The organism is Pseudomonas sp. R76, assembly GCF_009834565.1.
Lineage (GTDB): Bacteria > Pseudomonadota > Gammaproteobacteria > Pseudomonadales > Pseudomonadaceae > Aquipseudomonas.
In genome coordinates this window covers 1,784,143-1,808,056 of sequence record NZ_CP019428.1, presented here as the reverse complement: position 1 = coordinate 1,808,056, position 23,914 = coordinate 1,784,143, and the positions used below count along the sequence as shown (strand labels likewise).

Sequence of the window (23,914 nt, the reverse complement as noted above, 5' to 3'; positions counted from 1 at the left end):
AGCAATCCTCTCTTTTTAGATGCGTTCAATCGCCAGGGCCAAGCCTTGGCCGACGCCTACACACATGGTCGCCAGGCCTTTGCTGCCACCGGTTTTTTCCAACTGATGCAGCGCGGTCAACACCAACCGCGCGCCGCTCATGCCCAACGGATGGCCGAGGGCGATGGCGCCGCCGTTCGGGTTGACCTGGGGGGCGTCGTCGGCAATGCCCAACTCACGCAGCACCGCCAGGCCTTGGCTGGCGAAGGCTTCATTGAGTTCAATGACGTCAAAGTCGGTGACCGCCAAACCGAGGCGCTCCACCAGCTTGCGCACCGCCGGCACCGGGCCAATCCCCATCACCCGTGGTGCGACACCGGCGCTGGCCATACCCAGTACGCGCGCGCGGGCGGTCAGGCCGTGTTTTTTCACCGCGTCGGCGGAGGCGAGTATCAGTGCCGCCGCGCCATCGTTCACGCCAGAAGCATTACCCGCGGTTACGGTCTTGTCCGGGCCATTCACTGGCTTGAGTTTGGCCAGGGCTTCCAGGGTGGTGTCCCGTGGATGCTCATCGTGTTCCACCACGGTCTCGCCCTTCTTGTGCGCAACCCGCACCGCAACGATTTCTTCAGCGAAGAACCCGGCAGCCTGCGCGGCGGCAGTGCGTTGCTGGCTGCGCAGGGCGAAGGCGTCCTGGTCGGCGCGAGACACGTTGTAATCATCGGCGACGTTATCGGCGGTCTGCGGCATCGCGTCCACGCCGTACTGGGCCTTCATCAACGGGTTGATAAAACGCCAGCCGATAGTGGTGTCCTCCAGCTTCATGTTGCGTGAAAACGCCGCATCGGCCTTGCCCATCACGAATGGCGCGCGGGACATCGACTCAACGCCACCGGCAATCGCCAGCTCCATTTCGCCGCTGGCAATGGCGCGGAAAGCCGTGCCGATGGCGTCCATGCCCGAGGCGCACAGGCGGTTGAGGGTCACGCCGGGAATGCTCTCTGGCAGGCCCGCCAGCAACAGCGCCATGCGCGCAACGTTGCGGTTGTCTTCGCCGGCCTGGTTGGCGCAACCGAGGAACACTTCGTCGACAGCCGACCAGTCCACCGACGGGTTGCGCTCGATCAGTGCCTTGATCGGCAAGGCCGCCAAGTCATCGGCGCGCACCGTGGACAAGCCACCGCCAAATCGGCCAATGGGCGTGCGGATGGCATCACAGATAAATACCTCGCGCATCAGGCTTCTCCTGGCGCTTGGCCATGGGCGGCGGCGGTGCGGGCTTCAAGGTCACGCAGGGCGGTCAGTTCGACCTCCGTCGGTTCGTCAGTCGTTTCCACCTGATCGGCAAACCGAATCGCCCAACCAGTGGCCGCGACCACTTGCTCACGGGTTACGCCAGGGTGCAGCGCGGTGACCACAAACTCATGGCTGCCCGCTTCCGGTTCCATGATGCACAGGTCGGTAATAATCCCTACGGGACCGGCGCCCGGCAGGCCCAGGCGTTTGCGTGAATCGCCGCCTTCGCCATGGCCGACCGAGGTGATGAAGTCGAGCTTGTCGACAAACGAACGCGCCGACTGCTTGAGGATGATCAGCACGCTCTTGGCCGAACCGGCAATCTCCGGCGCACCACCGGCACCTGGCAGGCGCACTTTGGGCTGGTGGTAATCGCCGACCACGGTGGTGTTGATATTGCCGAAGCGGTCGACCTGGGCGGCGCCGAGAAAACCGACGTCGATGCGCCCACCTTGCAGCCAGTAGCGAAAAATCTCACCGGTCGGCACCACGGTGTCGGCGGTTTCGGCCAGCTCGCCATCGCCGATGGACAGTGGCAACACGCTTGGCTTGGCGCCTATCGGGCCGGACTCGTAGATCAGCACCACGTCGGGCGACGAGGTCAGGCGCGCCAGGTTGGCGGCTTTAGAGGGCAAGCCGATGCCGACAAAGCACACCGAGCCGTTCTTGAGGCGGCGCGCGGCGGCGACGGTCATCATTTCATTGGTCGAGTAAGCCATTACTTGGCCTCCTGCGCATTGGCCAGCTTGGCCTGGAATTCACTGAAGTCGGCGGTGCCGTGGATGTATTCGTCTATCCAGGCGGTAAAAGTCCCACGGTCGCGGGCGATCGGGTCCCACGCCTGATAGAAGCGGTTGTCACGTTCGTTGTAGCCGTGAGCGTAGGACGGATGCGCGCCACCCGGTACATGACACACCGCGGTCAGGGCCCAGGTCGGCAACACACAGCTGTTCATCGGTGCATTCAGGTCGTCGACGATTTCTTCGACGGTGACAATGCAACGCTTGGCGGCCAACGCCGCTTCCTTTTGCACACCGAGAATGCCCCAGAGCAACACGTTGCCCTTGCGATCGGCCTTTTGTGCGTGGATCACGGTGACGTCCGGGCGTACCGAGGGCACGGCCGCCAGCACTTCGCCGGTGAACGGGCAGGTCACGGTTTTGATCAGCGGGTTGACCTTGGGCAAGTCGGAACCGGCGTAGGCACGCAGCACCGCGAACGGCAGGCCCGATGCACCGGCGACGTAGGCATTCGCCAGGTCAGCGTGGCTGTGTTCTTCGATCTCCAGCGGCTGCGGCCATTGTTTCTCCACCGCGTCGCGCAGGCGATGCAAGGAGCCCACACCCGGGTTGCCGCCCCAGGAGAAAATCAACTTGCGGGCGCAGCCAGCACCGATCAACTGGTCGTAGATCAGGTCAGGCGTCATACGCACCAGCGTCAGGTCTTTCTTGCCCTGACGGATGATTTCATGACCCGCTGCCGTAGGGATCAGATGGGTGAAGCCTTCCAGTGCGACGGTATCGCCGTCGTTCACGAATTGCTTCACCGCGTCACGCAGCGCAAGAATTTCAGCCATGGGGTTCGGGCTCCCGGTGTTGATCGAAAAAGGCGCTGAGGTGGCGCCGAAGTGCTTGAAGATTAAGCCGGGGCATTGAGCCGAACAATCCGATAATCGACGGAGTGTTCGATTATCGAACGAATTGTTGCCTAGCTAATCTTTCGTGCAAAGCAGCCAGGTCAGCTCCCAACCGTCAATGTGGGAGCTGGCTTGCCTGCGATGCAGACGACTCGGTCCAGCAGGCAAATTGAGTTGATGCAATCGCAGGCAAGCCAGCTCCCACATGGTCTCGTGGCTGCTACAAAATCGTGTCAGACCTCAGGTCGCGTCCGCATGGCTGACCATGCCTTTGATCACAACGGCAGCCGTGGCCAATGCCGCTGGAATCACCAGCGCGGTGAGTACCTGCTCGAAGTTCCAGCCCAGCCCCAGCAACGTCGCGCCCATCCACGCGCCGAGAATCGCGCCGAAGCGGCCGATGCCGAGCATCCACGACACACCGGTCGCGCGGCCTTGGGTCGGGTAAAAGCGTGCGGCTAATGAGGGCATCGCCGATTGCGCGCCGTTGACGCACATGCCGGCCACCAGCACCAGAGTCGCCAGCAAGGTGATGTTGCCCAGGCTCTGCCCCACCGCGTAGGCAAACACCCCGGCCAGCAGGTAAAAAGTACCGATGACCTTGTGAGGGTTGAACCGGTCCATCGCCCAGCCCACGCCGACCGCACTCAATACGCCACCAAACTGGAACAATGCGCCGATAAACGCGGCCTGTTCCATGCTGGCGCCACTGTCACGCATCAAGGTCGGCAGCCAGCTGGTCAGCAGGTAAACAATCACCAGGCCCATGAAGTAAGTGAGCCACAGCAACAAGGTGCCGGCGCTGTAAGTGCCGGAGAAGATCACCGCAAACACATTGCGCGCCTTGACGGTTTTTTGCTCCGGCACGCTGAAGCTGGTGGCCTGGGCGACGAGATTGGGCTCGATGGGCGACAAGGTCTTGCGCACTTTGTCGGTGCCGCGATTGCGCACCACGAGGTAGCGTGCCGATTCCGGCAGCCACACCAACAGCACCACCGCCAGGATCAATGGCAGGATGCCGCCGATCATCAACAGGCTGTGCCAGCCGAACGCCGGAATCAGCTTGGCGGAGATAAACCCGCCACCGGCCATGCCCAGGTTGAACCCGCAGAACATGCTGGTCACCAACAGCGACTTGTGGCGCTTAGGGGTGTACTCGGAGAGCAAGGTGGTGGCATTCGGCATGCCCGCCCCCAGGCCCAGCCCGGTGAGGAAGCGCAACACCAGCAACTGGTCGACGTTGGTGCTGTAGGCCGACGCCAGGCTGAATGCGCCAAACACCAGCACCGCACTCACCAACACCACTTTGCGCCCGAAGCGGTCGGCCAGCGGGCCTGAACCCAACGCGCCGAACACCATGCCGATCAACGCGGCGCTCATCACCGGGCCGAGGCTGGCGCGGTCGATGCCCCAATCCTGGGACAGCGCGGGCGCAATAAAGCCCATGGCGGCGGTGTCGAGGCCGTCGAGGAAAACGATAAGGAAACACAGGATCACCACACGCCACTGATAACGTGACAGCGGCTGGGCGTTGATAAAGGACTGCACGTCCAGGTTAGTACCGACAGAGGGCTGGTTCATTATTGTTATTTCCACACCGATGGGCGGGCGAACGGCCTGGGGCCGTCATTATTATTGGGGCGCGCTAGAGCGCTGCCGCACATTAATAAGCCTGGGGAAACACCGTCAATTGATCAAGCCGGGTTCTGTGCGGTGACCGAACACTTAGGCAAATAGCTGGGCACTCAACTCACGACTGGCGCTGAGCATGCTCGGCAGGAAACGCTGTTCCAACTCACTGCGACTGACCCGTCCGGCATGGGTGCTGACATTCAACGCAGCCAGAACCTGGCCGGACGCGTCGTACACCGGCACCGCAATGGAGCGCAGGCCTTGCTCCAGTTCCTGGTCGACGATGCACCAACCTTGCTGACGCACTTGTTGCAGGCATTCGAACAAGGCTTCGGGGGTCGTCAGGGTGCGGCTGGTTTTGGTTTGCAGGTCGGCGTGATCGAGGTAATCCTGCAGCGAGGCATCATCCAACGCCGCGAGCAGGATGCGGCCCATGGACGTGCAATACGCCGGCAGGCGCCCGCCCACCGACAGGTCCACCGAAATCAAGCGTTGGGTTGTGGCGGAACGAGCGATATAGAGGATGTCGTCGCCTTCCAGGGTCGCCATGTTGCAGGCTTCGTGCAGTTGCTCGCTCATGCGGTCCAGGTACGGCTGCGCGGAGACCGCCAGGGGTGTGGAGGATAAATAGGCATGGCCCAGTGTCAGGACTTTGGGCAGCAGCGAGTAAGTGCGTCCGTCGGTGGTGGCGTAGCCGAGCTTGATCAACGTATGCAGGCAACGGCGCACGGCAGCGCGCGGGATTTCGGTGCGGTGGCTGATTTGGGCGATGGTCAGGTGGCGTTTGCGCTCCTGAAACGCCTGCACCACCGCCAAGCCACGGGCCAGCGAGGTCATGAAATCCGGATCACCGGTAAACGCCTGGATGCGCTTGGCCGGGGAAGCCACGATCGGCGGCGCCACTGACGCGAAGGAGTTGCGCAATTGATCGTTCATTTCAGGGTCCTTTCTCTTATTTTTCAACCGCTGGGAGGGTTGGCCGCTATTACAAGCCGCGCTGGCCTTGATGTACAAGGCTGGGGCCGCAACATTGGGCGATTATCGGACGATCATTCGATAATCGCAATTTGCCCAGCACGCCGAGCACCGATACTGCACGAGGGATCCATACAGTTGACGTACTCATACGTGACATTTAGTTGAGTGCAGACTTTATGCCGCCAGCTTTTCACAATTACTGACGCGAGCATGTAACAAAACCCTCACACGACGTTGACGCTTTTTAACTTCATGGTGATAGTGTTATTCAAATGCGCCGCTATAATGCAGCTTGTGCAGAGGTCAGCCCGGTATCGATATCGGGATTGGAGCTCGCCAGGCGTTGCGCAATGTGCATCACCGGTCACAAGTAACCGCTTAAAAGATATGCCCTTTGGTCCTCTTTCAAACTTGAACGGCTGCGTTGTTCAATTTGAAATAACCCGAGGACGACTTTCAGGCCTAACGCTGCACAGTCAATAACTCAACTCAATTAGGTAACACTGTGACGAAAGACGAACTGCGCGCGGAACTTGAGCGCCAGGAGCAACGTTACAAGGACGTTTACGGCGGGGAAGTCACCACCTACGCCGCCCAGCCTGAGCCCGAGCGCAAGCCGTGGCGCAAGCGAGCCAGCTTGCTGGATCAGGCATTTGCCCAGGAAATCCAAAAGATTGAACAGGAACTCAAAACCGAAGAGCCATAAGCACTTCGATTTGAGCGCCAAGGTTTTGCCACCACCGCTGGCTCATTGCCAGCGGTGGGCGACCTGATTTTCATCAGGCTCCTACAGCCTTGAGCGAAATTTCGTACAAATGTTTCAAACGTGACATTTCGGTCAAAAAAACCCGCCTTTCGGGCCACGCGCTTTATAAATCAAAGACTTGCCAAAGCCCCGAAAACCCTGGGATGCGCCCCTTTGCTCGGACTTTTTTCAGTGAAGATTGCGACCGATGAGCAGCTAGTGCATCGATTACTGAGGTTTTCTGGCATAATCGCGCCCCCTTACGACCGGGTCAGAAAACCTTCATGATCGATTTATTCAGCGGACTGGATGCTTGGGTTCTAGTGAGCCTGTTGCTCGCCCTGGCCTTTGTCCTCGCCTTCGAGTTCATCAATGGCTTTCATGACACCGCTAACGCGGTGGCCACAGTCATCTATACCAAAGCCATGCCGCCGCACCTGGCCGTGTTCTTCTCCGGGGTGTTCAACTTCCTCGGCGTGTTGCTCGGCGGTGTGGGTGTTGCCTATGCCATCGTGCATTTGCTGCCGGTGGAGTTGCTGATCAATGTGAACACCGGCCATGGTTTGGCAATGGTCTTCTCATTATTGGCAGCGGCGATTACCTGGAACCTGGGCACCTGGTACTTCGGTATCCCGGCCTCCAGCTCCCACACGTTGATCGGCTCGATCCTCGGTGTCGGCCTGGCGAACGCCCTGATCAACGATATTCCCCTGGCTGACGGTGTGAACTGGCAGAAAGCGATCGATATCGGCGCGTCCCTGGTGTTCTCGCCGATGGCCGGTTTCCTGGTCGCAGCCTTGGTGCTGATCGGCCTGAAATGGTGGCGCCCACTGTCGAAAATGCACAAGACCCCAGACCAGCGCCGCAAGCTCGACGACAAGAAACACCCGCCGTTCTGGAACCGCCTGGTGCTGGTGATTTCGGCCATGGCCGTGAGCTTCGTGCACGGTTCCAACGATGGCCAGAAAGGTATCGGCCTGATCATGCTGGTGCTGATCGGCATCGTGCCGGCACAGTTTGTACTCGACCTGGGCAGCACCACCTATCAGATCGAGCGCACCCGTGACGCCACCGTGCACTTGAGCCAGTTCTACCAGCGTAACAACGCCACCCTCGGCGAGTTCCTGGCACTGGGCAAAAGTGTGAAGGATGACCTGCCGGGCAAGTTCCAGTGCAACCCGCAGCAGACCGAGCCCACTATCAGCGCGCTGATGGAGACCTTGAAAGGTGTCTCGGACTACCACTCGCTGACCTCCGAACACCGTATTGAAGTGCGCCGCTACCTGCTGTGCCTGGACGACACTGCGAAGAAAGTCGGCAAGTTGCCAGGCCTGGATGCGCGTGAGAAGTCCGACCTGGACAAGCTGCGTAAAGACCTGACGGCCACCACCGAGTACGCGCCGTTCTGGGTGATCCTCGCGGTCGCGCTGGCCCTGGGCCTGGGCACCATGGTCGGTTGGAAACGTGTAGTGCTGACCATAGGTGAGAAGATCGGCAAGCAGGGCATGACCTATGCCCAGGGCATGTCGGCGCAGATCACCACGGCGAGCATGATTGGCCTGGCGAACATCTTCAGCCTGCCGGTTTCCACCACCCATGTGCTGTCGTCCGGTGTTGCCGGGACCATGGTTGCCAACAAAAGCGGCCTGCAAGGTGGCACCGTGAAGACCATTCTGATGGCTTGGGTGTTGACCTTGCCGGCAACCGTGGGCCTGTCGGCCGGGTTGTTCTGGCTAGCGTCCAAGGCGTTGGGCAGCTGATAAGCTGCTGTTGAAAAAAAGGCGTGATCCCGATAAGGATCACGCCTTTTTTTATCCCCACTGATCGTTCCCACGCTCTGCGTGGGAATGCATCGAGTGAAGCTCAGCGTCACAACTACAGGTGCGGGACGCAGAGCGTCCTCGGCGGCATTCCCCACGCGGAGCGTCGGAACGATCACATTAAATAGCAGACAAAAAAAGGGCGACCGAAGTCGCCCAAAATGCCTTGCGTGCTCATGTAACCCGGAAGAACTTACGGTTCTTTACGCTTATTAGCGTCCTTCCAGATAAAAATCCCGAATCCTACAAAAAACAGCACCATGAGGCTGACAGTCAGCACCCCGGCAAACACCACATTATCGAAAAACATGACCGGCCTCCTGCTCGTGCCCTGTTGCGATAGGGCTAAGTTAATGGAGAAGGCGGATTGGAAAATTGACGGGGATCAATGTCGCCCGCAACGGGGCGTAAAGAAGGGCAATAACTGACCTGCATCAACAGATGCAGGTTGTTTTAACGCTTTTTCGGCTTTTTCTTTGGCTTTTTCTTAACGTTACCCAGTGGCATCGCTTGTTCAAACGCCTGACGAACTTCATTCAGGCGTTTGTCATTCAAGTCATGCACACGCTTGGCACGTTCGGCATTCAGGTCGATCAGCTTGTCGTCATCACTCATGGCTTGGCTTACGTCGTGGCGGGAATAGCTCAATAATGCGGCCTCGTCCGCCCGACGGCAAATCAGCGGGCGACAAAATGCAGGTCATCGCCCAAAATCGGCACTTTCCACCCTACCCAGCAGGAGCCTTCAGGTGGCATTGCACAAGGACCTTCCGCCGCTGCTGGCCCTGCGCGCCTTCGAGGCCGTTGCGCGGCATTTGAGTTTTATCAAGGCGGCGAACGAGTTATCGGTGACGCAAAGTGCCCTGAGCCACCAGGTGCAGAAGCTCGAACTGCATTTGGGTAAATCGCTGTTTATCCGACGCACCCGTGCGATCGATCTGACTGCCGACGGCCAGCGTTACTACGACGAAATCCGCCCCGCCCTCGACGCCATCGCCGCCGCTACCCGCGCGCAAAAGACCGCGCCCAGTTCCACCGTGCTGCGCGTAGGCCTGCTCGCCTCCTTCGCCACCCTGTGGCTGGCTCCGCGCCTGGCGGGGTTTCTTAACCGTTACCCGCATATCCAGGTGGAGTTGCTGCCGTCGATTCAATTGGCCAACGTCGCCGCCGCCGAGGTCGACCTGGCTATCCGTTATGGCAAGGGCGACTGGCCCGATGTAGACGCCACACGGCTGATGCCTGAAGTGATCTCACCGGTGTGCAGCCCGGCCTTCAAGGCCAGCCACGTGCACAATGGCGCGCTGTTGATGGCCACCTCGCACCGGCCTTTTGAGTGGACCGATTGGTCCGCGCATTATCAAGTCGACCTCGAGCGCCACCCCCGCGTGATGTTGCACGACTACAACATCGTGGTCGAAGCCGCCGTGGCCGGCCAGGGCATCGCCATGGGCCGGCACCGTTTGATTGAGCGCAAGTTGCAGGATGGCAGCCTGGTGCAAGCCTTTGACTGGCCGCCCTATCACAGCGAAATCGGCTACTGGCTGATCGCGCCCCAAGGCCCCGCCAGTGAGGCGGCCGAATGCTTCAGCCAGTGGTTGAAGGAAACCTGCAACGACGCGTGAGTTATTTCGATACGTCGAGTAAGTTCTATCCGTTTGTCGCCCATTGTCGCAGCCAACATGCTGAAACCTTCTTCACTCAAGAGGTTTCACCATGAGCGACTCTATCCGCCAACGCGTACACGCCCTTGGCCTGACACTGCCAACGCCCAGCCAGCCGGCGGCCAATTACATCAATCATGTGATCAGCAAGAGCCAGTTGTTTATCTCCGGGCAAATTCCCATGGTCGACGGCAAGCCTGCCTACATCGGCCGGTTGGGCGAGTCCCTCAGCGATGCAGAAGGTGCCCAGGCGGCAGAGCTGGCGGCGCTGGGCCTGTTGGGGCAACTGAGCGATGCGGTCGGTGATGACCTGTCGCGCGTGGTGCGCATTCTGCGCCTGGGCGTGTTCATTGCCAGCAGCGGCGACTTCCAGCGCCAGAGCGTGGTCGCCAACGGCGCGTCAAACCTGGTGGTGAACGCCCTGGGCGACAAGGGCCGGCATGTACGCACCGCCGTCGGTGTATCCAGCCTGCCAGCCGGCGTGGCCGTGGAGGTAGACGCGATTTTCGAGCTGCAGCCGTGAGCCCGCTCGACGTCCAGCACCTGCGCGATGGCACGCCCGGCTGTCAGTCGGGCATCGTGCACTTCAACCACGCCGGTGCCTCGCTGCCCAGCCAGGCCACCCTCGACGCGATCATCGACCAGCTGCAACGCGAAGCCCGCGACGGCCCGATGGAAGCCGGTGAACATGGGGCCATCCTGGTGGAAAAAGCCCGGCGCGCAGCCGCGCAATTGCTGAATGCGCCGACCGCTTCGATCGCCTTTGCCAGCAGCGGCTCCACCGCCTGGAGCATGGCGTTTCAGGCGCTGGGCCCGTGGCAGCCGGGCGAGCGTATTCTGGTCGGCCGCCATGAATGGGGTGGAAACCTGGCGAGCATGCAACTGGCGGTGCAGGCCGGTGCTCGAATTGAAGTGATCCCGTGCGATGCAACCGGCGCGGTCTGCCCGAAGGCGCTGGAGTCGATGATCGATGCCCACGTCAAGTTGATCGACCTGACCTGGCTGCCGGCCAACGGCGGCCTGATCAACCCGGCCCAGGCAATCGGCGAAGTGGCCAGGCGGCACAACATCGCCTACTTCATCGACGCTGGCCAGGCCGTCGGCCAGTTGCCGGTGGACGTGCAGGCGCTGCACTGCGATGTGCTCAAGTCGGCCGGGCGCAAACACTTGCGCGGGCCACGCGGCACGGCGTTGCTGTATGTGCGGCCGGATTTTCTCCAGCAGCTCAACCCCGCTCAGCGCGATGTGTTCTCGGCGCCCTGGACCGCCGACGGGTACGACCTGCGCGATGACGCCCGGCGCTTTGAGACTAGCGAAGCGTCCTACGCCTTGCTCGTCGGCTTGGGCAATGCGTTGCAGGAGGTCAATCGACTGGGCGTGGAACAGACGTGGGAAAGGGTTGTGCAGCTCAGCGGGCGAATCCGTGAAGCATTGCGTCAGATTCCGGGCGTTTCCTTGCACGACCTGGGCGCGAGCCACTCAGGCTTGATCGCCTTCAACCTCGCCGGCTGGGATGCGTTCGAACTCAAACGGCGCCTGGGGTTGAAACGCATCAACATCGGCGCCAATGGCGTGGCCTACACCCCGTTGGATATGCAGGCGCGGGATCTTACGAGCATTGCGCGCATTTCCGTCAGCCCGCTCAACACCGAAGACGACATCGAACAGCTGATCGCCGCGCTGCGCGAATTGCGCGACTAAACCTCGACGTCCACCCACAGGCCCTGGCGCGGCGCATCTTCGATCAACGGCACCACCGGCACGGTGTTGTCGGCATTGAGCACATCGCCGGGGATCGCCAAATGTGCGTCGGGGTCTTCGTCGGCTTCGCGGCGACGTTTCTGCTGCTCCTGCTGGCGGCGCTGTTCTTCACGCAGCAGCAAGGTCGACTGCTCGGCATCGCCCTTTTTCAGGTCGATGGTGCTTTCGCTGGAGCCCGCCTGGACTGGCACCACGGGCGGGATATCCGGCTTCTGGCGCACCGGGTCAAGTTGTGACGTGACCGGCACAACGCTGACGGGCAGCATGGGTGGCAGCATAATTTTATTCTCCTGATCAACAGGCTGTCGGCGGGTGGCAGGGCGACTTGAGCGCAAGCACGCCAAGCTGTGACCCAGTCGACACTCGCAAGTGCCTGCCACCCGTCGATCCAGCTTCCGAAGCCTGCTGCTAACAGAGTAGCTTTTGTCAGAGTCCTTTTTATCAGAGCGCTTTTTTATCAGAGCCCCTTTTATCAGAGTCCTTTGGCTCAGACGCTTGTTCCGTTAAGATAGTCGGCTTTTTCACGGCGGGAGTCAGGCAGCATGGCGCAGCAGTATCAACCGGGGCAACGCTGGATTAGTGACAGCGAAGCAGAGCTGGGGTTAGGCACCGTTCTGGCACAGGACGGGCGCTTGTTGACCGTGCTCTATCCGGCCACTGGCGACACTCGTCAGTATGCGCTACGGAATGCGCCCCTCACTCGCGTGAGGTTTTCGCCGGGTGACAGCATCACCCATTTCGAAGGCTGGAAAATGACCGTACAGGAAGTCGACGACGTCGACGGTCTGCTGGTCTACCACGGCCTCAATGGGCAGAACGAGCAGGTCACCCTGCCGGAAACCCAACTGTCCAACTTCATCCAGTTCCGCCTGGCCAGCGACCGCCTGTTCGCCGGGCAGATCGACCCGCTGGCCTGGTTCTCGCTGCGCTATCACACGCTGGAACACACCAGCCGCCAATTGCAGTCTTCGCTGTGGGGCCTGGGTGGCGTGCGTGCGCAACCTATTGCTCACCAACTGCACATCGCCCGTGAAGTCGCCGACCGTATTGCGCCACGGGTTTTGCTGGCGGACGAAGTGGGCCTGGGCAAGACCATCGAAGCCGGCCTGGTGATCCATCGCCAACTGCTGTCGGGCCGCGCCAGCCGCGTGCTGATCCTGGTGCCGGAAAACCTGCAGCACCAGTGGCTGGTGGAAATGCGCCGCCGCTTCAACCTGCAAGTCGCGCTGTTCGACGAAGAACGTTTTATCGAAAGCGATGCCACCAACCCGTTCGAAGACACCCAGCTTGCGCTGGTGGCCCTGGAGTGGCTGGTGGACGACGAGAAAGCCCAGGACGCGCTGTTCGCCGCCGGCTGGGACTTGCTTGTGGTCGACGAAGCCCACCACCTGGTCTGGCATGAAGACAAAGCCAGCCCGGAGTATTCGCTGGTCGAACAGCTTGCCGAGGTGATTCCCGGCGTGCTGCTGCTCACCGCCACCCCGGAACAACTGGGCCAGGACAGCCACTTCGCACGCCTGCGCCTGCTGGACCCGAACCGTTTCCACGACCTGCACGCCTTCCGCGCCGAGAGCGAGAACTATCGCCCGGTGGCCGAAGCCGTGCAGGAGCTGCTGGATAAAGGCCGCCTGTCGCCAACCGCGCACAAGACCATTCAGGGTTTCCTCGGCGACGAAGGTGAAGCGCTGCTCACCGCGGTCAACGATGGCGACACCGAAGCCAGCGCGCGCCTGGTGCGTGAGCTGCTCGACCGCCACGGCACCGGCCGCGTGCTGTTCCGCAACACCCGCGCTGCCGTGCAGGGTTTCCCGGAGCGCAAGCTGCACGCCTACCCGCTGCCGAACCCGGACGAATACCTCGAGTTGCCGCTGGGCGAACACGCCGAGCTGTACCCGGAAGTCAGCTTCCAGTCGCAGCCGGATGTCGAGGAAGAGAACCGCTGGTGGCGCTTCGACCCGCGCGTCGAATGGCTGATCGACCAGTTGAAGATGCTCAAGCGCACCAAAGTGCTGGTGATCTGCGCCCACGCCGAAACCGCCATGGACCTGGAAGACGCCCTGCGCGTGCGTTCCGGCATCCCGGCCACGGTGTTCCACGAGGGCATGAACATCCTCGAGCGTGACCGCGCCGCCGCCTACTTCGCCGATGAAGAGTTTGGCGCCCAGGTGTTGATCTGCTCGGAAATCGGCAGTGAAGGTCGCAACTTCCAGTTTTCTCACCACTTGGTGCTGTTCGACCTGCCGTCCCACCCAGACTTGCTGGAACAGCGGATCGGGCGTCTGGACCGGATCGGCCAGAAACATGTGATCGAGTTGCACGTGCCCTACCTGGAAACCAGCCCGCAAGAGCGCCTGTTCCAGTGGTATCACGAAGCGCTGAACGCATTCCTCAACACCTGCCCGACCGGCAACGCCTTGCAGCATCAGTTCGGCCCACGCCTGCTGCCGTTGCTGGAAAACGCCGACGATGGCGAGTGGCAAGCCCTGATCGACGAAGCCCGTGCCGAGCGCGAGCGTCTGGAACAGGAGCTGCACACCGGTCGTGACCGCCTGCTGGAACTCAACTCCGGCGGCGCGGGTGAAGGCGATGCACTGGTGGAAGACATTCTTGAGCAAGACGACCAGTTTGCCCTGCCGATCTACATGGAAACCCTGTTCGACGCCTTCGGCATCGACAGCGAAGACCATTCGGAAAATGCGCTGATCCTCAAGCCCAGCGAAAAAATGCTCGACGCCAGCTTCCCGCTGGGCGACGACGAAGGTGTGACCATCACCTACGACCGCAACCAGGCGCTGTCGCGCGAAGACATGCAGTTCATCACCTGGGAACACCCGATGGTGCAGGGCGGCATGGACCTGGTGCTGTCCGGCTCGATGGGCAACACCGCCGTGGCGCTGATCAAGAACAAGGCGCTCAAGCCGGGCACCGTGTTGCTGGAATTGCTCTACGTGAGTGAAGTGGTTGCGCCGCGCTCCTTGCAACTGGGCCGTTACTTGCCACCGGCCGCTTTGCGCTGCCTGCTGGATGCGAATTGCAATGACCTGTCCGGCCGTGTGTCGTTTGAAACCCTGAACGACCAGCTGGAAAGCGTGCCACGCGCCAGCGCCAACAAGTTCGTGCAGGCCCAGCGCGACCAACTTACGCCGCGCATCAATGCCGGCGAAGAGAAGATCACCCCGCGCCACGCCGAGCGTGTGGCCGAGGCCAAGCGCCGTCTGGCGGCGGACACCGACGAAGAGCTGGCGCGCCTGACCGCGTTGCAAGCGGTCAACCCGACCGTGCGCGACAGCGAGCTGGTGGCCCTGCGTCAGCAACGCGAGCAAGGCCTGGCCATGCTCGACAAGGCGGCGCTGCGACTGGAAGCGATTCGGGTGTTGGTGGCGGGTTGATAACCGCCCTGCCCTGTTAAGAAGAAGGCCCGCACAATGCGGGCCTTTTTTGTTGATCAAGCTACAGCCGCCGCAGCCGGCACCTCCACCGCCCCCAACCCATCCTTCATCCGCTTGGCATCACGCACAAAGCTGCGCGAGGCCTGGAACAGAAACAGCATGGTCAAGAACAGCGCCACCGGGATCAGGTACATGGCGTCATGCAACCCGACCGCCTTGTACGCTTCAGTCATCTGCGCCGCGCCATCGGCGTACATCGCCGAATGGGCAAAGTGATCCGACAGCCCGCCCACGACAATTGGCCCCATGCCACCACCGAGCAAATACAACCCGGCAAAGAACAGTGCCATCGCCGTGGCCCGCAAGCGTGGCTCAACCACGTCTTGAATCGCCGTGTACACGCAGGTGTAGAAGTTATAGGCAAACAGCCAGCCCACACTGAACAGCGCCACAAACACGCCAATCTCGATGCGCCCGGCGTGCAATGCCCAGGCGGTGGTGACAGTGGAGATGATCAAGCTGCACGCCGCAAACAGCAGCCGGCCATTGGCGACACGCTGATGGATCTTGTCGGCAATCCAGCCGCCCAAGGTCAGCCCGACAAGCCCGGTAATACCCACGATCACGCCGGTGGCAACGGCCGCTTCCTGCAATGGCATGAGGAAGTAGCGCTGCAGCATCGGCACCAGGAACGAGTTACACGCGTAGGTGGCGAAGTTGAAGCACAGCCCGGCCAGCACCAGCCACAGAAAGGTCGGCACCGCCAGCACGCGGCGAATCGGGCGGTCGACGCGCTCCTGGGACACCTGCACGGTTTCGGCCGCGCCGCGCTTGGGTTCCTTGATATAGAACATGAACACCGCGAGGATCATCCCCGGCACGGCGGCAATAAAGAACGGCGCGCGCCAGCTGTCGAACGCCTTGACCATCGCGCCGATGGTGAAGAACGCCAGCAGCAGACCCAATGGCAAACCGAGCATGAAAATGCCCATGGCGCGGGCGCGGCGGTGCGCCGGAAACAGGTCGCCAATCAGCGAGTTGGCCGCCGGCGCATAGCTGGCTTCGCCAATGCCAATGCCCATGCGCACCAGCAAAAAGGTCCAGAAGCTGCCGACCATGCCGTTGATCGCCGTCAGCCCGCTCCAGGCAAACAAGCCCCAGCCCATCAGTTTGCTGCGCGAACCGGTGTCGGCCAGGCGCCCGAGCGGCAGGCCGGCGATGGCGTAGACAATGGTGAAGGCGGTGCCGATGATGCCGAGCTGGAAGTCGCTCAGGTGCCATTCCATGCGGATTGGCTCGATGATGATCGCGGGGATGGTGCGGTCGAAGAAATTGAACAGGTTGGCGAGGAACAGCAGGAACAGAATGCGCCAGGCATTCGCCGCTTGGGTCGAGTTCTGCATGGGTCCGTCTCTTTTATTGTTATGAGAGCTGCGATGCCCGATGCATCCTGCCCGGTGTCTGCAACATAGTCAGGCAGCGGCCGGTTGTCTGTAATGATTCGTAAAGCTGATAGGGCATGATTTCACCCGGCTTCACGGGACTTTACCTACGAAAATATAAGTTCACGCCCCCCTTCCCAACGGCAACGCCACGGATAGAATGGCGAGCCTTCCTGTAATACCCAATCCTACTTTTCTTATCGATGACGCCCATGTCCGAAGCCAGTCCGTGTCTGAGTTGCGGTGCCTGCTGTTCACACTTTCGTGTGTCTTTCTTCTGGGGTGAGTGCGCCTCATCGGGGGGCACGGTGCCCGATGATCTGGTGGTGCAGATCAACCCCACGCGCGTGGCGATGATCGGCACCGACCAGAAACCTGCACGCTGCTGCAGCCTTGAGGGTGAAGTCGGCAAGGGCACCCGTTGCACCATTTATGAACAACGGTCGAGCCCGTGCCGCGAGTTCGACGCGTCCTGGAGCCAGGGCGAACAGAACGTCGACTGCGATACGGCACGTGCGGCCTTTGGCCTGCCGCCACTGCAAGCGCCTTTTGAGTTGGAGTTGCCGATCAGCGCTTAGCATCAAACGCTATGGCAGGCATGCCAAAATCATTGAGAGCAAAGTGCCATTATTCCTGGCAAATCCCGCGAGGCTTCTATACTCGAGGTCATAGGCCATTGCTGAAGGCAATGACGTACTGACTTTGACGGGACATGCTATGGAATGGCTAGGTATGCATTTTTTTACCGACCTTCCGGACAGCGGGCAATTATTACTCAATTGCAGTCATAACCCCTTTCTGGTGTTGTTGGCTTACCTGGTCGCTTGCGCGGCCGGGTTTGGCACGTTGGACATGGCTGAACGCGTCGGGCATGTCGAAGACCCCACCGCCCGTCGCCATTGGCGCTGGCTCGGCGCCGGTTGCCTGGCAGGCGGCATCTGGTCGACCCACTTCATCAGCATGCTGGCGTTCCAGGCGCCTATCGCCATTCATTACGAATTGCTCATGACGTTCGCCTCGCTGGTGATCGCATTGATTGCCTCGCTGTTTGCCATGCAAACCCTCAGTCATGCCCAACTGCGCTTTCATCAGTACCTGCTGGCCTCTATCTGGATGGGCCTGGGCATTGCGTTGATGCACTACGTCGGCATGTCGGCCATGCACTCCCAGGCGCAGGTGTACTTCGACTCGAGGCTGTTCATGGCGTCGGTCGGCATCGCGATTGGCGCCAGCCTGGCCGCGCTGTTGCTGTCGTGCTACCTGCGCAACGGTACGGGCGTGTTCCATCAACTGCTTAAATACGCCGCCAGCCTGGTGCTGGGCGCCGGGATCTTGAGCATGCACTTCACCGGCATGGCCGCCATGCAAATGCTGGTGCCGACCGAAGCTGACCTGTCGTTGCCACTGGACAACAACCCGATTCAACTCGGCCTGTCAGTCGCCGTGATTACCTTGCTGGTAATCGGCAGCAGCGTCAGCGCGGCCCTGGCGGACAAAAAGCTGCAGCACAAGGAACGCGACCTGCGCCGGGTCAACGCCCTGCTCAGCGAACTCGACCAAGCCCGCGCCTCGCTGCAACAGGTGGCGCACTTTGACGCGCTGACCAGCCTGCTCAACCGTCGCGGCTTCAACCAGATCTTTGCAGAGAAAGTCGCAGAAAAAACCGCCAGTCGCGGCATGATGGCGGTGATCTTCCTCGATATCGACCATTTCAAGCGCATCAACGACAGCCTGGGGCATGACGCCGGCGACCAGTTGCTCACGGTACTTGCCGGGCATATCAAAGGCTCGGTACGCAGCCACGAGGATGTGGTCGCGCGGTTTGGCGGCGATGAGTTCTGCATCCTGATCAGCATTCACCATCGCGACGAAGCGCGGCACTTGGCGCAGCGCATCATGCAGAAGATGAAAGAACCGATCGAACTGGCCGGCCGGCGCATGGTGATGACCACCAGCATCGGCATCAGCCTGTTTCCCGAGGACGGCTTGAGTTGCGAAGAACTGCTGAAAACGGCCGACCTGGCGCTTTACCAGTCCAAGGACACCGGGCGCAACAGCCTCAACTTTTTCAGCTCCAACCTGAAAACCCGTGCGTTCCTCGAACTGCAACTGGAAGAGGAATTGCGCGCAGCCCTGCGTGGCCGCAATCAGTTGGTGCTGTTTTACCAGCCGATCTTCGACATGAAGCTCGGCAAGGTCACTCGGCTGGAAGCCCTGGTACGCTGGCAGCACCCGCAACACGGGCTGCTGGCCCCGGACCGGTTTATCGGGATTGCCGAAAACAACGGGTTGATTGCCGACCTGGACCACTGGGTGTTGCGCCAGGCTTGCCACGATTTGAGCCTGTTGTCCGACCGCGGCTACACCGAGTTGACCATGGCCGTGAACTGCTCGGCGCTGAACCTGGCCCGTGACGAGTTGGCGGATGAAATCGAAGCCGCCCTGCGCTTCGCCGGGATTGCCGCCAACCGCCTTGAGCTGGAGGTGACCGAAAACGCACTGATGGGCAATATCAGCAGTACGCTGGCGCTGTTGCGGCAAATCCGCGCCCTGGGCGTATCGCTGGCCATTGATGATTTCGGCACCGGTTACTCATCGTTGGCTTACCTCAAGCGCCTGCCGCTCAATACCTTGAAGATCGACCGTTCATTTATCCAGGACATTCCCAAGTCCACCGCCGATATCGAGATCGTCCAGGCGATTATTGGCATGGCTCACACCCTGCATCTGCAGGTTGTGACCGAGGGCGTGGAAACCCAAGCGCAATTTGAGCTGCTGCTTAAGCACGACTGCGATTTCATTCAGGGCTATTTGTTGAGCCCGGCGGTGCCCTTCAGTGACATCGTTGGCGTGATGCAGGGCATTCAGATGCGCAACCCGCTCTATCCCTTCAGCGTGGAAGGCACCAAGGACACGTCTGCGTCGAAAGAGGCCAACCCAGGCCGTATCGGTCCCCCTTCTACCGTCAGGCCAATTCGCTGACGCCGAATATTTGGCATTTAGCCATCATTTGCCTAAAGAACGCCGACGAACGGCCGATTCATCAGAGTCCGGCCAGTATTCCCCTAGCGCAACTGGGGTTAAACCCGACCGGCCCGGACTCAGACGCACTGTAAAGTCGCGAACTCTCATTCAGTGATGGCTCCCTGATTTTTTGGCCATCCGTCCAGGTACATGGCGCCCAATGACTTCCAAAAATAACTCTGCCACCGTGGTATCCGACGTGTTGCCCACCGTTCCTGCGGAAAAACCCTCAGGCTCCAAGTCATTGAGCAACGCCCGCCCGCTGGCCACCCAGCAGTACCTGTACTTCACCGAAACCAACACCGACCGCATCCTCGACAACCTCGACGGCCTGCGCGACATGGTGTTCCCCTGCCTGCCCCAGCAGGAAGGCGACGGTGATGCGCGCAGTGAGCAAGAGTTTCCGTCGGTGTGCCTGATCGGCCTGGGCCGCTGCGGTTCCAACATTGCCTTGGACGTGGCGGAGCTGGTGTACAACGCGCGCAAGTTTTACTTGAACGAGTTCAGCACTGAAGACAAGTCGACAGACAAGGGCTACAGCCCGGCCCAATGGATTCGCAACAACCTGCGCCTGGGCGGCGGCAAGGCCACCAAGCCGGTGTTCCTGGTGGAGCCATTGGTGATGCTGGGCGATTTGGACAAGGACATCGCCGGGCGCATCCGCTTCTCGCGCAAGGGCGAAAAAAGCGGGTTCCTGCGCGACTACAGCAAAATGAAGATCATGGACCTGTCGGAGGTGCATGCCGGTGGCGCCGGTAACGCGCCGATCCTCGGCCAGTACCTGGCCAAGATCATCCTCAACAAAGACACCCAGCGTTTTTCCAGCCCTGACTGGAAGATGATCCACTCGTACCTGATCGACTCCTGTGGCATCAAGGCCAACCAGTCGCGCCTGTACTTTTCGATCTTCAGCGCCGGCGGCGGCACGGGTTCGGGCATGGCCTCGGAATTCGGCCTGGCCCAGCAACACTCGTACATGAACAAGACGTTCGACACCAAACCGGCCGACGAGCACGACAGCAAGAGCGGCCATGCCTTTGTGTTCGAGCCGATCTTCACCAGCGGCATCTGCGTGCTGCCGAATATTTCCGACCACCGCAGCGAAATGTCCGAGGCGTTGCACATCAACGCCGGGCGGCTGTTGTGCAAATACCTGTCGGAAGAATGGGATTTCTCATACAACTTCGACAACGAAGACAGCAGCGAGGCCAGCGTGAAAGGCCGCATTCGCCCGTGGAACGCGATGATGCTGATTTCCAACGACATCATGCGTTACGCCGAAGAGAGCGATGACGGCAATATCCAGAACATTGACGTCAATGCCATGGAAAAACACGCGAACCAGTACATCTCGCAGCAGATCTTCAACATCCTCACCGCCCAGGCGGTGACCACGGACTACGACCAGAACTACTTCCGTCGCGCGGGCATCGACATCGGCGAAACCATCCGCCTGGATGCCAACGACCTGTTCATGAGCCTGGCCGGGCCGGTGGCGATTGCTTATGCCGAGTCCGTGGTGCCGGAAACGCCGGCGCCGTCCAACGACAAGTTCAAGGTGTTTGATAAAGAGCCACAGCGGCTGAATATCGATGACCTGTTTTTCCGCTCGATCGATCTGCCGCACTTCAACAAGGTGACCCAGGCCATCGAGGGCATCAGCTTGTTGCCGATTGAGTCCAAGCGCTACAAGGCGTCTTTGGAGCAGTACAAGAATTCCGGGTATGACGCGGCGGCGCTGCATGACCTGCACTTCTTCAAGAACTGCTCGTCGGTGGTGTCGATTGTGTCCTTGCCCAAGGATTACAAGCTGTCGTACATGGACTTGAACCGACTCAAGACCCACCTTAACAGCCTGTTTCCCAACACGACGCTCAAGCGCTATGCGTTGGTGATCGGCGCGTCGGCCAACTTGTCGCTGACCACCTTGATCGCCAAGAGCCCGTGCTTGTCGGATGATTTCCTCACGTTGATCGTGGCGTTTATCAAACGCTGCTTTGCGCGCAACCCGTACCGGTTTGATGACACGCTGGATAATTCGATTCTGGATTTCATCATCCATGAGGATTTTGACGAAGGCCGGATTGATGAGCTGCTCAATGAGTTCGAGAACCCGGCGAAGATCCTGGATACCAACTGGTATGCGATCAAGCCGATGTACGAGAAGAAGTATCGCGAGCTGATCAACGACAAGGAGAAGTTTGTGTCGATTAACGATATTCGCCTGTCACGGGATTGTGTGAAGAAAGCGATCAAGTATCTGCGAGAGATTTATCGTCATCGGATTGGCAAGACCAAGGTGATTTCGTTGAATAACCATACCGGCAAGACGGCTTAAACCGCGTCGCGGCCATCGCAGGCAAGCCAGCTCCCACATTCGAACGGTGGACCCCGATCAAATGTGGGAGCTGGCTTGCCTGCGATAGCGGCCTGTCAGCCACTGCATACCTGCATCTTTGCCACACCCAGAAACAATTCCCCGAGCCTTCAGCCCCGCGCCAAACTGTTCCCGTGACGCGCACGTCACCCTCACCTGTGACCTTTCTCTACGGCAAGGTGCCATCACGGCGCCAGCGGTTACTCCGCTACACACTTGCGCCGACTAAAATCACGCACCAGTTTCGTGCATGCGCTTCTTACGCTGCCCTTTCCTGGATCAGGATCCACGGTGAAACCACCACTGCCCACAAGCTCGGATCACGCTCAACCAAGTCCAATGCCCGCGTTGCAGACACCTCGCCAAGGCTCCCCGCAGCCAGCCATGCAGCGACTTTGTCGCGGTTATCCTCGGCCATTCCCTCGGCCGCTTCGATCAAATCCAGGCCGGCGTCGACCCACAATAGGGCACCCTTGGCGAAGAACGGCTCAAGCTCCTTCCAGGATATTTCGGCGGTTTCACCGAGCAGCTTGGCATAGAGGGTGCTAGGTTCTTGCGTCATGGGAATTCACCTGAAGAAAAAATCGGCGCAATCATAACGTCGTGAGCCAGGCAGAAAAACCCAGTTGCAAATGAGTCAACGATCGAAAGTGTCAGGAAAGCCAAGGATTGCCCGAAACTCTGGCATCACCCCGCCGCAATTCTGTCTTTTTCTTTCATTTAAGCGACACCCCCGGGTTTTGCCCCCAGCAGCCAGCTTTTCAAGCGATCAACCGGCGCTCTACACTGTACCGGTACAGTTGCCAGGGCATGCCGGGGGGATATCCGAGATATCTGATCCGGTTCTGCAGCTCACAAGGCCGCTAGAACTATAAAAAATACAACAGTAAGAGTGGAGCACTATGAATAAGGCTACTAAGCAGATTTCCAAACTGTTTGCCGCTATGGTCCTGGCTGGGGTTGCCGGCCATACGTTCGCAGCCGACACCATCAAGATCGGTATCGCCGGGCCTAAGACAGGTCCTGTGACGCAATACGGCGACATGCAATTCATGGGTGCCAAGCAGGCAATCGCCGACATCAACGCCAAGGGCGGCGTCGACGGTAAAATGCTTGAAGCGAAAGAATACGACGACGCTTGCGATCCTAAACAAGCCGTTGCCGTAGCGAACAAAGTGGTCAACGACGGCGTCAAGTTCGTGGTCGGTCACCTCTGCTCCAGCTCCACTCAGCCAGCGTCCGACATCTATGAAGACGAAGGCGTGATCATGATTACCCCTGCGGCCACCAGCCCGGAAATCACTTCCCGTGGTTACAAACTGGTGTTCCGTACCATCGGCCTGGACAGCGCTCAAGGCCCAGCGGCCGGCAACTACATCGCCGACCACGTGAAGCCAAAAGTTGTTGCCGTTATTCACGACAAACAGCAATACGGTGAAGGCATCGCCACTGCCGTTAAACAGACCCTCGAGAAGAAAGGCGTGAAAGTCGCCCTCTTCGAAGGCATCAACGCTGGCGACAAAGACTTCGGCTCGCTGATCCAGAAGCTCAAGCAAGCCAACGTCGACTTCGTTTACTACGGCGGCTACCACCCTGAGCTGGGCCTGATCCTGCGCCAAGCCAAGGAAAAAGGCGTGAACGCCAAGTTCATGGGCCCAGAGGGCGTCGGTAACGACTCCATCTCGCAAATCGCCCAGGGCGCTTCCGAAGGCCTGCTGGTTACCCTGCCGAAGTCGTTCGACACCGACCCTGCCAACAAGGCAATCGTTGAAGAGTTCACCAAGAACAAGCAGGACCCAACCGGTCCGTTCGTGTTCCCGGCCTACTCGGCAGTTGAAGTCATCGCCGGCGGTATCGCTGCGGCGAAGTCTGAAGACACCGCCAAAGTGGCGGCTGCCATCCACGCTGGCACCTTCAAGACCCCTACCGGCGACCTGAGCTTTGACGCCAAGGGCGACCTGAAGGACTTCAAGTTCGTGGTCTACGAATGGCACTTCGGTAAACCAAAAACCGAAGTTTCCCCTCAGTAAGCCAGGCGTTACTGGTCCAACAAGCCCACTGTGAAAGCAGTGGGCTTTGTTTTAGGAGGTTTATGGGCCTGACACCCGCGATCCGGGGGCTGGCTCACCTGAAAATCTTAAAACCGTCACCAGCGGTTCGCTGGCAAACGCTTTG

The 23,914-nt window shown here is 60.0% G+C and carries 20 protein-coding genes; 10 read left to right on the top strand and 10 right to left on the bottom strand.

Annotated features, from left to right (window positions below; genetic code table 11):
• Nucleotides 1-15: 15 nt before the first annotated feature.
• The 5 genes from pcaF to pcaR all read right to left on the bottom strand — a co-directional run bounded on the left by pcaF (nucleotide 16) and on the right by pcaR (nucleotide 5,479).
• Nucleotides 16-1,218, bottom strand: a complete 1,203-nt coding sequence (gene pcaF, locus PspR76_RS08185; protein WP_174245669.1) for a 3-oxoadipyl-CoA thiolase — start codon at nucleotides 1,216-1,218, stop codon at nucleotides 16-18.
• A complete protein-coding gene (locus tag PspR76_RS08180; protein WP_159954734.1) occupies nucleotides 1,215-1,994 on the bottom strand; it encodes a CoA-transferase subunit beta in 780 nt (259 codons plus the stop codon). Before PspR76_RS08180 ends, pcaF begins: the two co-directional genes overlap by 4 nt.
• Nucleotides 1,994-2,851 (bottom strand): CoA transferase subunit A, encoded by an 858-nt coding sequence (locus PspR76_RS08175; protein ID WP_159954733.1) that lies wholly within the window; start codon nucleotides 2,849-2,851, stop codon nucleotides 1,994-1,996. The genes PspR76_RS08180 and PspR76_RS08175 overlap by 1 nt, the downstream gene beginning before the upstream one ends.
• Before the next feature lie 300 nt (nucleotides 2,852-3,151).
• A complete protein-coding gene (locus PspR76_RS08170) occupies nucleotides 3,152-4,492 on the bottom strand; it encodes an MFS transporter (protein ID WP_159954732.1) in 1,341 nt (446 codons plus the stop codon).
• A gap of 144 nt (nucleotides 4,493-4,636) precedes the next feature.
• Complete coding sequence (gene pcaR, locus PspR76_RS08165; RefSeq protein ID WP_025855315.1) at nucleotides 4,637-5,479, bottom strand: pca regulon transcriptional regulator PcaR; 843 nt, start codon at nucleotides 5,477-5,479, stop codon at nucleotides 4,637-4,639.
• Nucleotides 5,480-6,026: 547 nt separating this feature from the next.
• On the opposite strand from pcaR, the gene PspR76_RS08160 reads away from it, so the two are divergent.
• Nucleotides 6,027-6,227 carry a hypothetical protein gene (locus PspR76_RS08160; protein WP_003189295.1) on the top strand — a complete coding sequence of 67 codons (201 nt, stop codon included), beginning with the start codon at nucleotides 6,027-6,029 and terminating at the stop codon, nucleotides 6,225-6,227.
• 323 nt (nucleotides 6,228-6,550) lie between these two features.
• The gene (locus PspR76_RS08155; RefSeq protein WP_159954731.1) at nucleotides 6,551-8,026 is read left to right on the top strand and encodes an inorganic phosphate transporter; all 1,476 of its coding nucleotides are present in this window, start codon (nucleotides 6,551-6,553) and stop codon (nucleotides 8,024-8,026) included.
• 253 nt (nucleotides 8,027-8,279) lie between these two features.
• Here the strand turns inward: PspR76_RS08155 and ccoM are convergent, their stop codons facing one another.
• Together ccoM and PspR76_RS08150 are read right to left on the bottom strand one after the other, a co-directional pair.
• Nucleotides 8,280-8,396 (bottom strand): cytochrome c oxidase subunit CcoM, encoded by a 117-nt coding sequence (gene ccoM, locus PspR76_RS31490; protein WP_017137226.1) that lies wholly within the window; start codon nucleotides 8,394-8,396, stop codon nucleotides 8,280-8,282.
• Between the two features lie 143 nt (nucleotides 8,397-8,539).
• A complete protein-coding gene (locus PspR76_RS08150) occupies nucleotides 8,540-8,734 on the bottom strand; it encodes a hypothetical protein (protein WP_159954730.1) in 195 nt (64 codons plus the stop codon).
• A 100-nt stretch (nucleotides 8,735-8,834) separates the two neighbouring features.
• Here PspR76_RS08150 and PspR76_RS08145 point away from each other — a divergent pair, with 100 nt between their 5' ends.
• The 3 genes from PspR76_RS08145 to PspR76_RS08135 all read left to right on the top strand — a co-directional run bounded on the left by PspR76_RS08145 (nucleotide 8,835) and on the right by PspR76_RS08135 (nucleotide 11,447).
• Nucleotides 8,835-9,707, top strand: a complete 873-nt coding sequence (locus tag PspR76_RS08145) for a LysR substrate-binding domain-containing protein (protein WP_159954729.1) — start codon at nucleotides 8,835-8,837, stop codon at nucleotides 9,705-9,707.
• A 91-nt stretch (nucleotides 9,708-9,798) separates the two neighbouring features.
• Nucleotides 9,799-10,269: a RidA family protein gene (locus tag PspR76_RS08140; protein ID WP_159954728.1), complete on the top strand. Its 471-nt coding sequence runs from the start codon at nucleotides 9,799-9,801 to the stop codon at nucleotides 10,267-10,269.
• Nucleotides 10,266-11,447, top strand: coding sequence for an aminotransferase class V-fold PLP-dependent enzyme (locus PspR76_RS08135; protein WP_159954727.1), 1,182 nt, complete (start codon nucleotides 10,266-10,268; stop codon nucleotides 11,445-11,447). The genes PspR76_RS08140 and PspR76_RS08135 overlap by 4 nt, the downstream gene beginning before the upstream one ends.
• Here PspR76_RS08135 and PspR76_RS08130 read toward each other — a convergent pair.
• Nucleotides 11,444-11,785: an aspartate-semialdehyde dehydrogenase gene (locus tag PspR76_RS08130; RefSeq protein ID WP_159954726.1), complete on the bottom strand. Its 342-nt coding sequence runs from the start codon at nucleotides 11,783-11,785 to the stop codon at nucleotides 11,444-11,446. The two genes, PspR76_RS08135 and PspR76_RS08130, sit on opposite strands and share 4 nt — an antisense overlap.
• 264 nt (nucleotides 11,786-12,049) lie before the next feature.
• Between PspR76_RS08130 and rapA the strand changes: the two genes are divergently transcribed.
• Entirely contained in the window at nucleotides 12,050-14,896 is a 2,847-nt protein-coding gene (gene rapA, locus PspR76_RS08125) for an RNA polymerase-associated protein RapA (protein ID WP_159954725.1), read from the top strand.
• Between the two features lie 56 nt (nucleotides 14,897-14,952).
• Here rapA and PspR76_RS08120 read toward each other — a convergent pair whose 3' ends face one another.
• A complete protein-coding gene (locus tag PspR76_RS08120) occupies nucleotides 14,953-16,299 on the bottom strand; it encodes a spinster family MFS transporter (RefSeq protein WP_159954724.1) in 1,347 nt (448 codons plus the stop codon).
• A gap of 251 nt (nucleotides 16,300-16,550) precedes the next feature.
• On the opposite strand from PspR76_RS08120, the gene PspR76_RS08115 reads away from it, so the two are divergent.
• The 3 genes from PspR76_RS08115 to PspR76_RS08105 all read left to right on the top strand — a co-directional run bounded on the left by PspR76_RS08115 (nucleotide 16,551) and on the right by PspR76_RS08105 (nucleotide 21,700).
• Entirely contained in the window at nucleotides 16,551-16,916 is a 366-nt protein-coding gene (locus tag PspR76_RS08115; protein WP_159954723.1) for a YkgJ family cysteine cluster protein, read from the top strand.
• Nucleotides 16,917-17,055: 139 nt separating this feature from the next.
• Nucleotides 17,056-19,320, top strand: a complete 2,265-nt coding sequence (locus tag PspR76_RS08110) for a putative bifunctional diguanylate cyclase/phosphodiesterase (RefSeq protein ID WP_159954722.1) — start codon at nucleotides 17,056-17,058, stop codon at nucleotides 19,318-19,320.
• A gap of 202 nt (nucleotides 19,321-19,522) precedes the next feature.
• Nucleotides 19,523-21,700 (top strand): hypothetical protein, encoded by a 2,178-nt coding sequence (locus PspR76_RS08105; protein ID WP_159954721.1) that lies wholly within the window; start codon nucleotides 19,523-19,525, stop codon nucleotides 21,698-21,700.
• 298 nt (nucleotides 21,701-21,998) lie between these two features.
• Here the strand turns inward: PspR76_RS08105 and PspR76_RS08100 are convergent, their stop codons facing one another.
• Nucleotides 21,999-22,301, bottom strand: a complete 303-nt coding sequence (locus PspR76_RS08100) for a DUF2288 domain-containing protein (protein WP_017530446.1) — start codon at nucleotides 22,299-22,301, stop codon at nucleotides 21,999-22,001.
• Nucleotides 22,302-22,641: 340 nt separating this feature from the next.
• On the opposite strand from PspR76_RS08100, the gene PspR76_RS08095 reads away from it, so the two are divergent.
• Nucleotides 22,642-23,769, top strand: a complete 1,128-nt coding sequence (locus PspR76_RS08095; RefSeq protein ID WP_159954720.1) for a branched-chain amino acid ABC transporter substrate-binding protein — start codon at nucleotides 22,642-22,644, stop codon at nucleotides 23,767-23,769.
• Nucleotides 23,770-23,914: the final 145 nt, after the last annotated feature.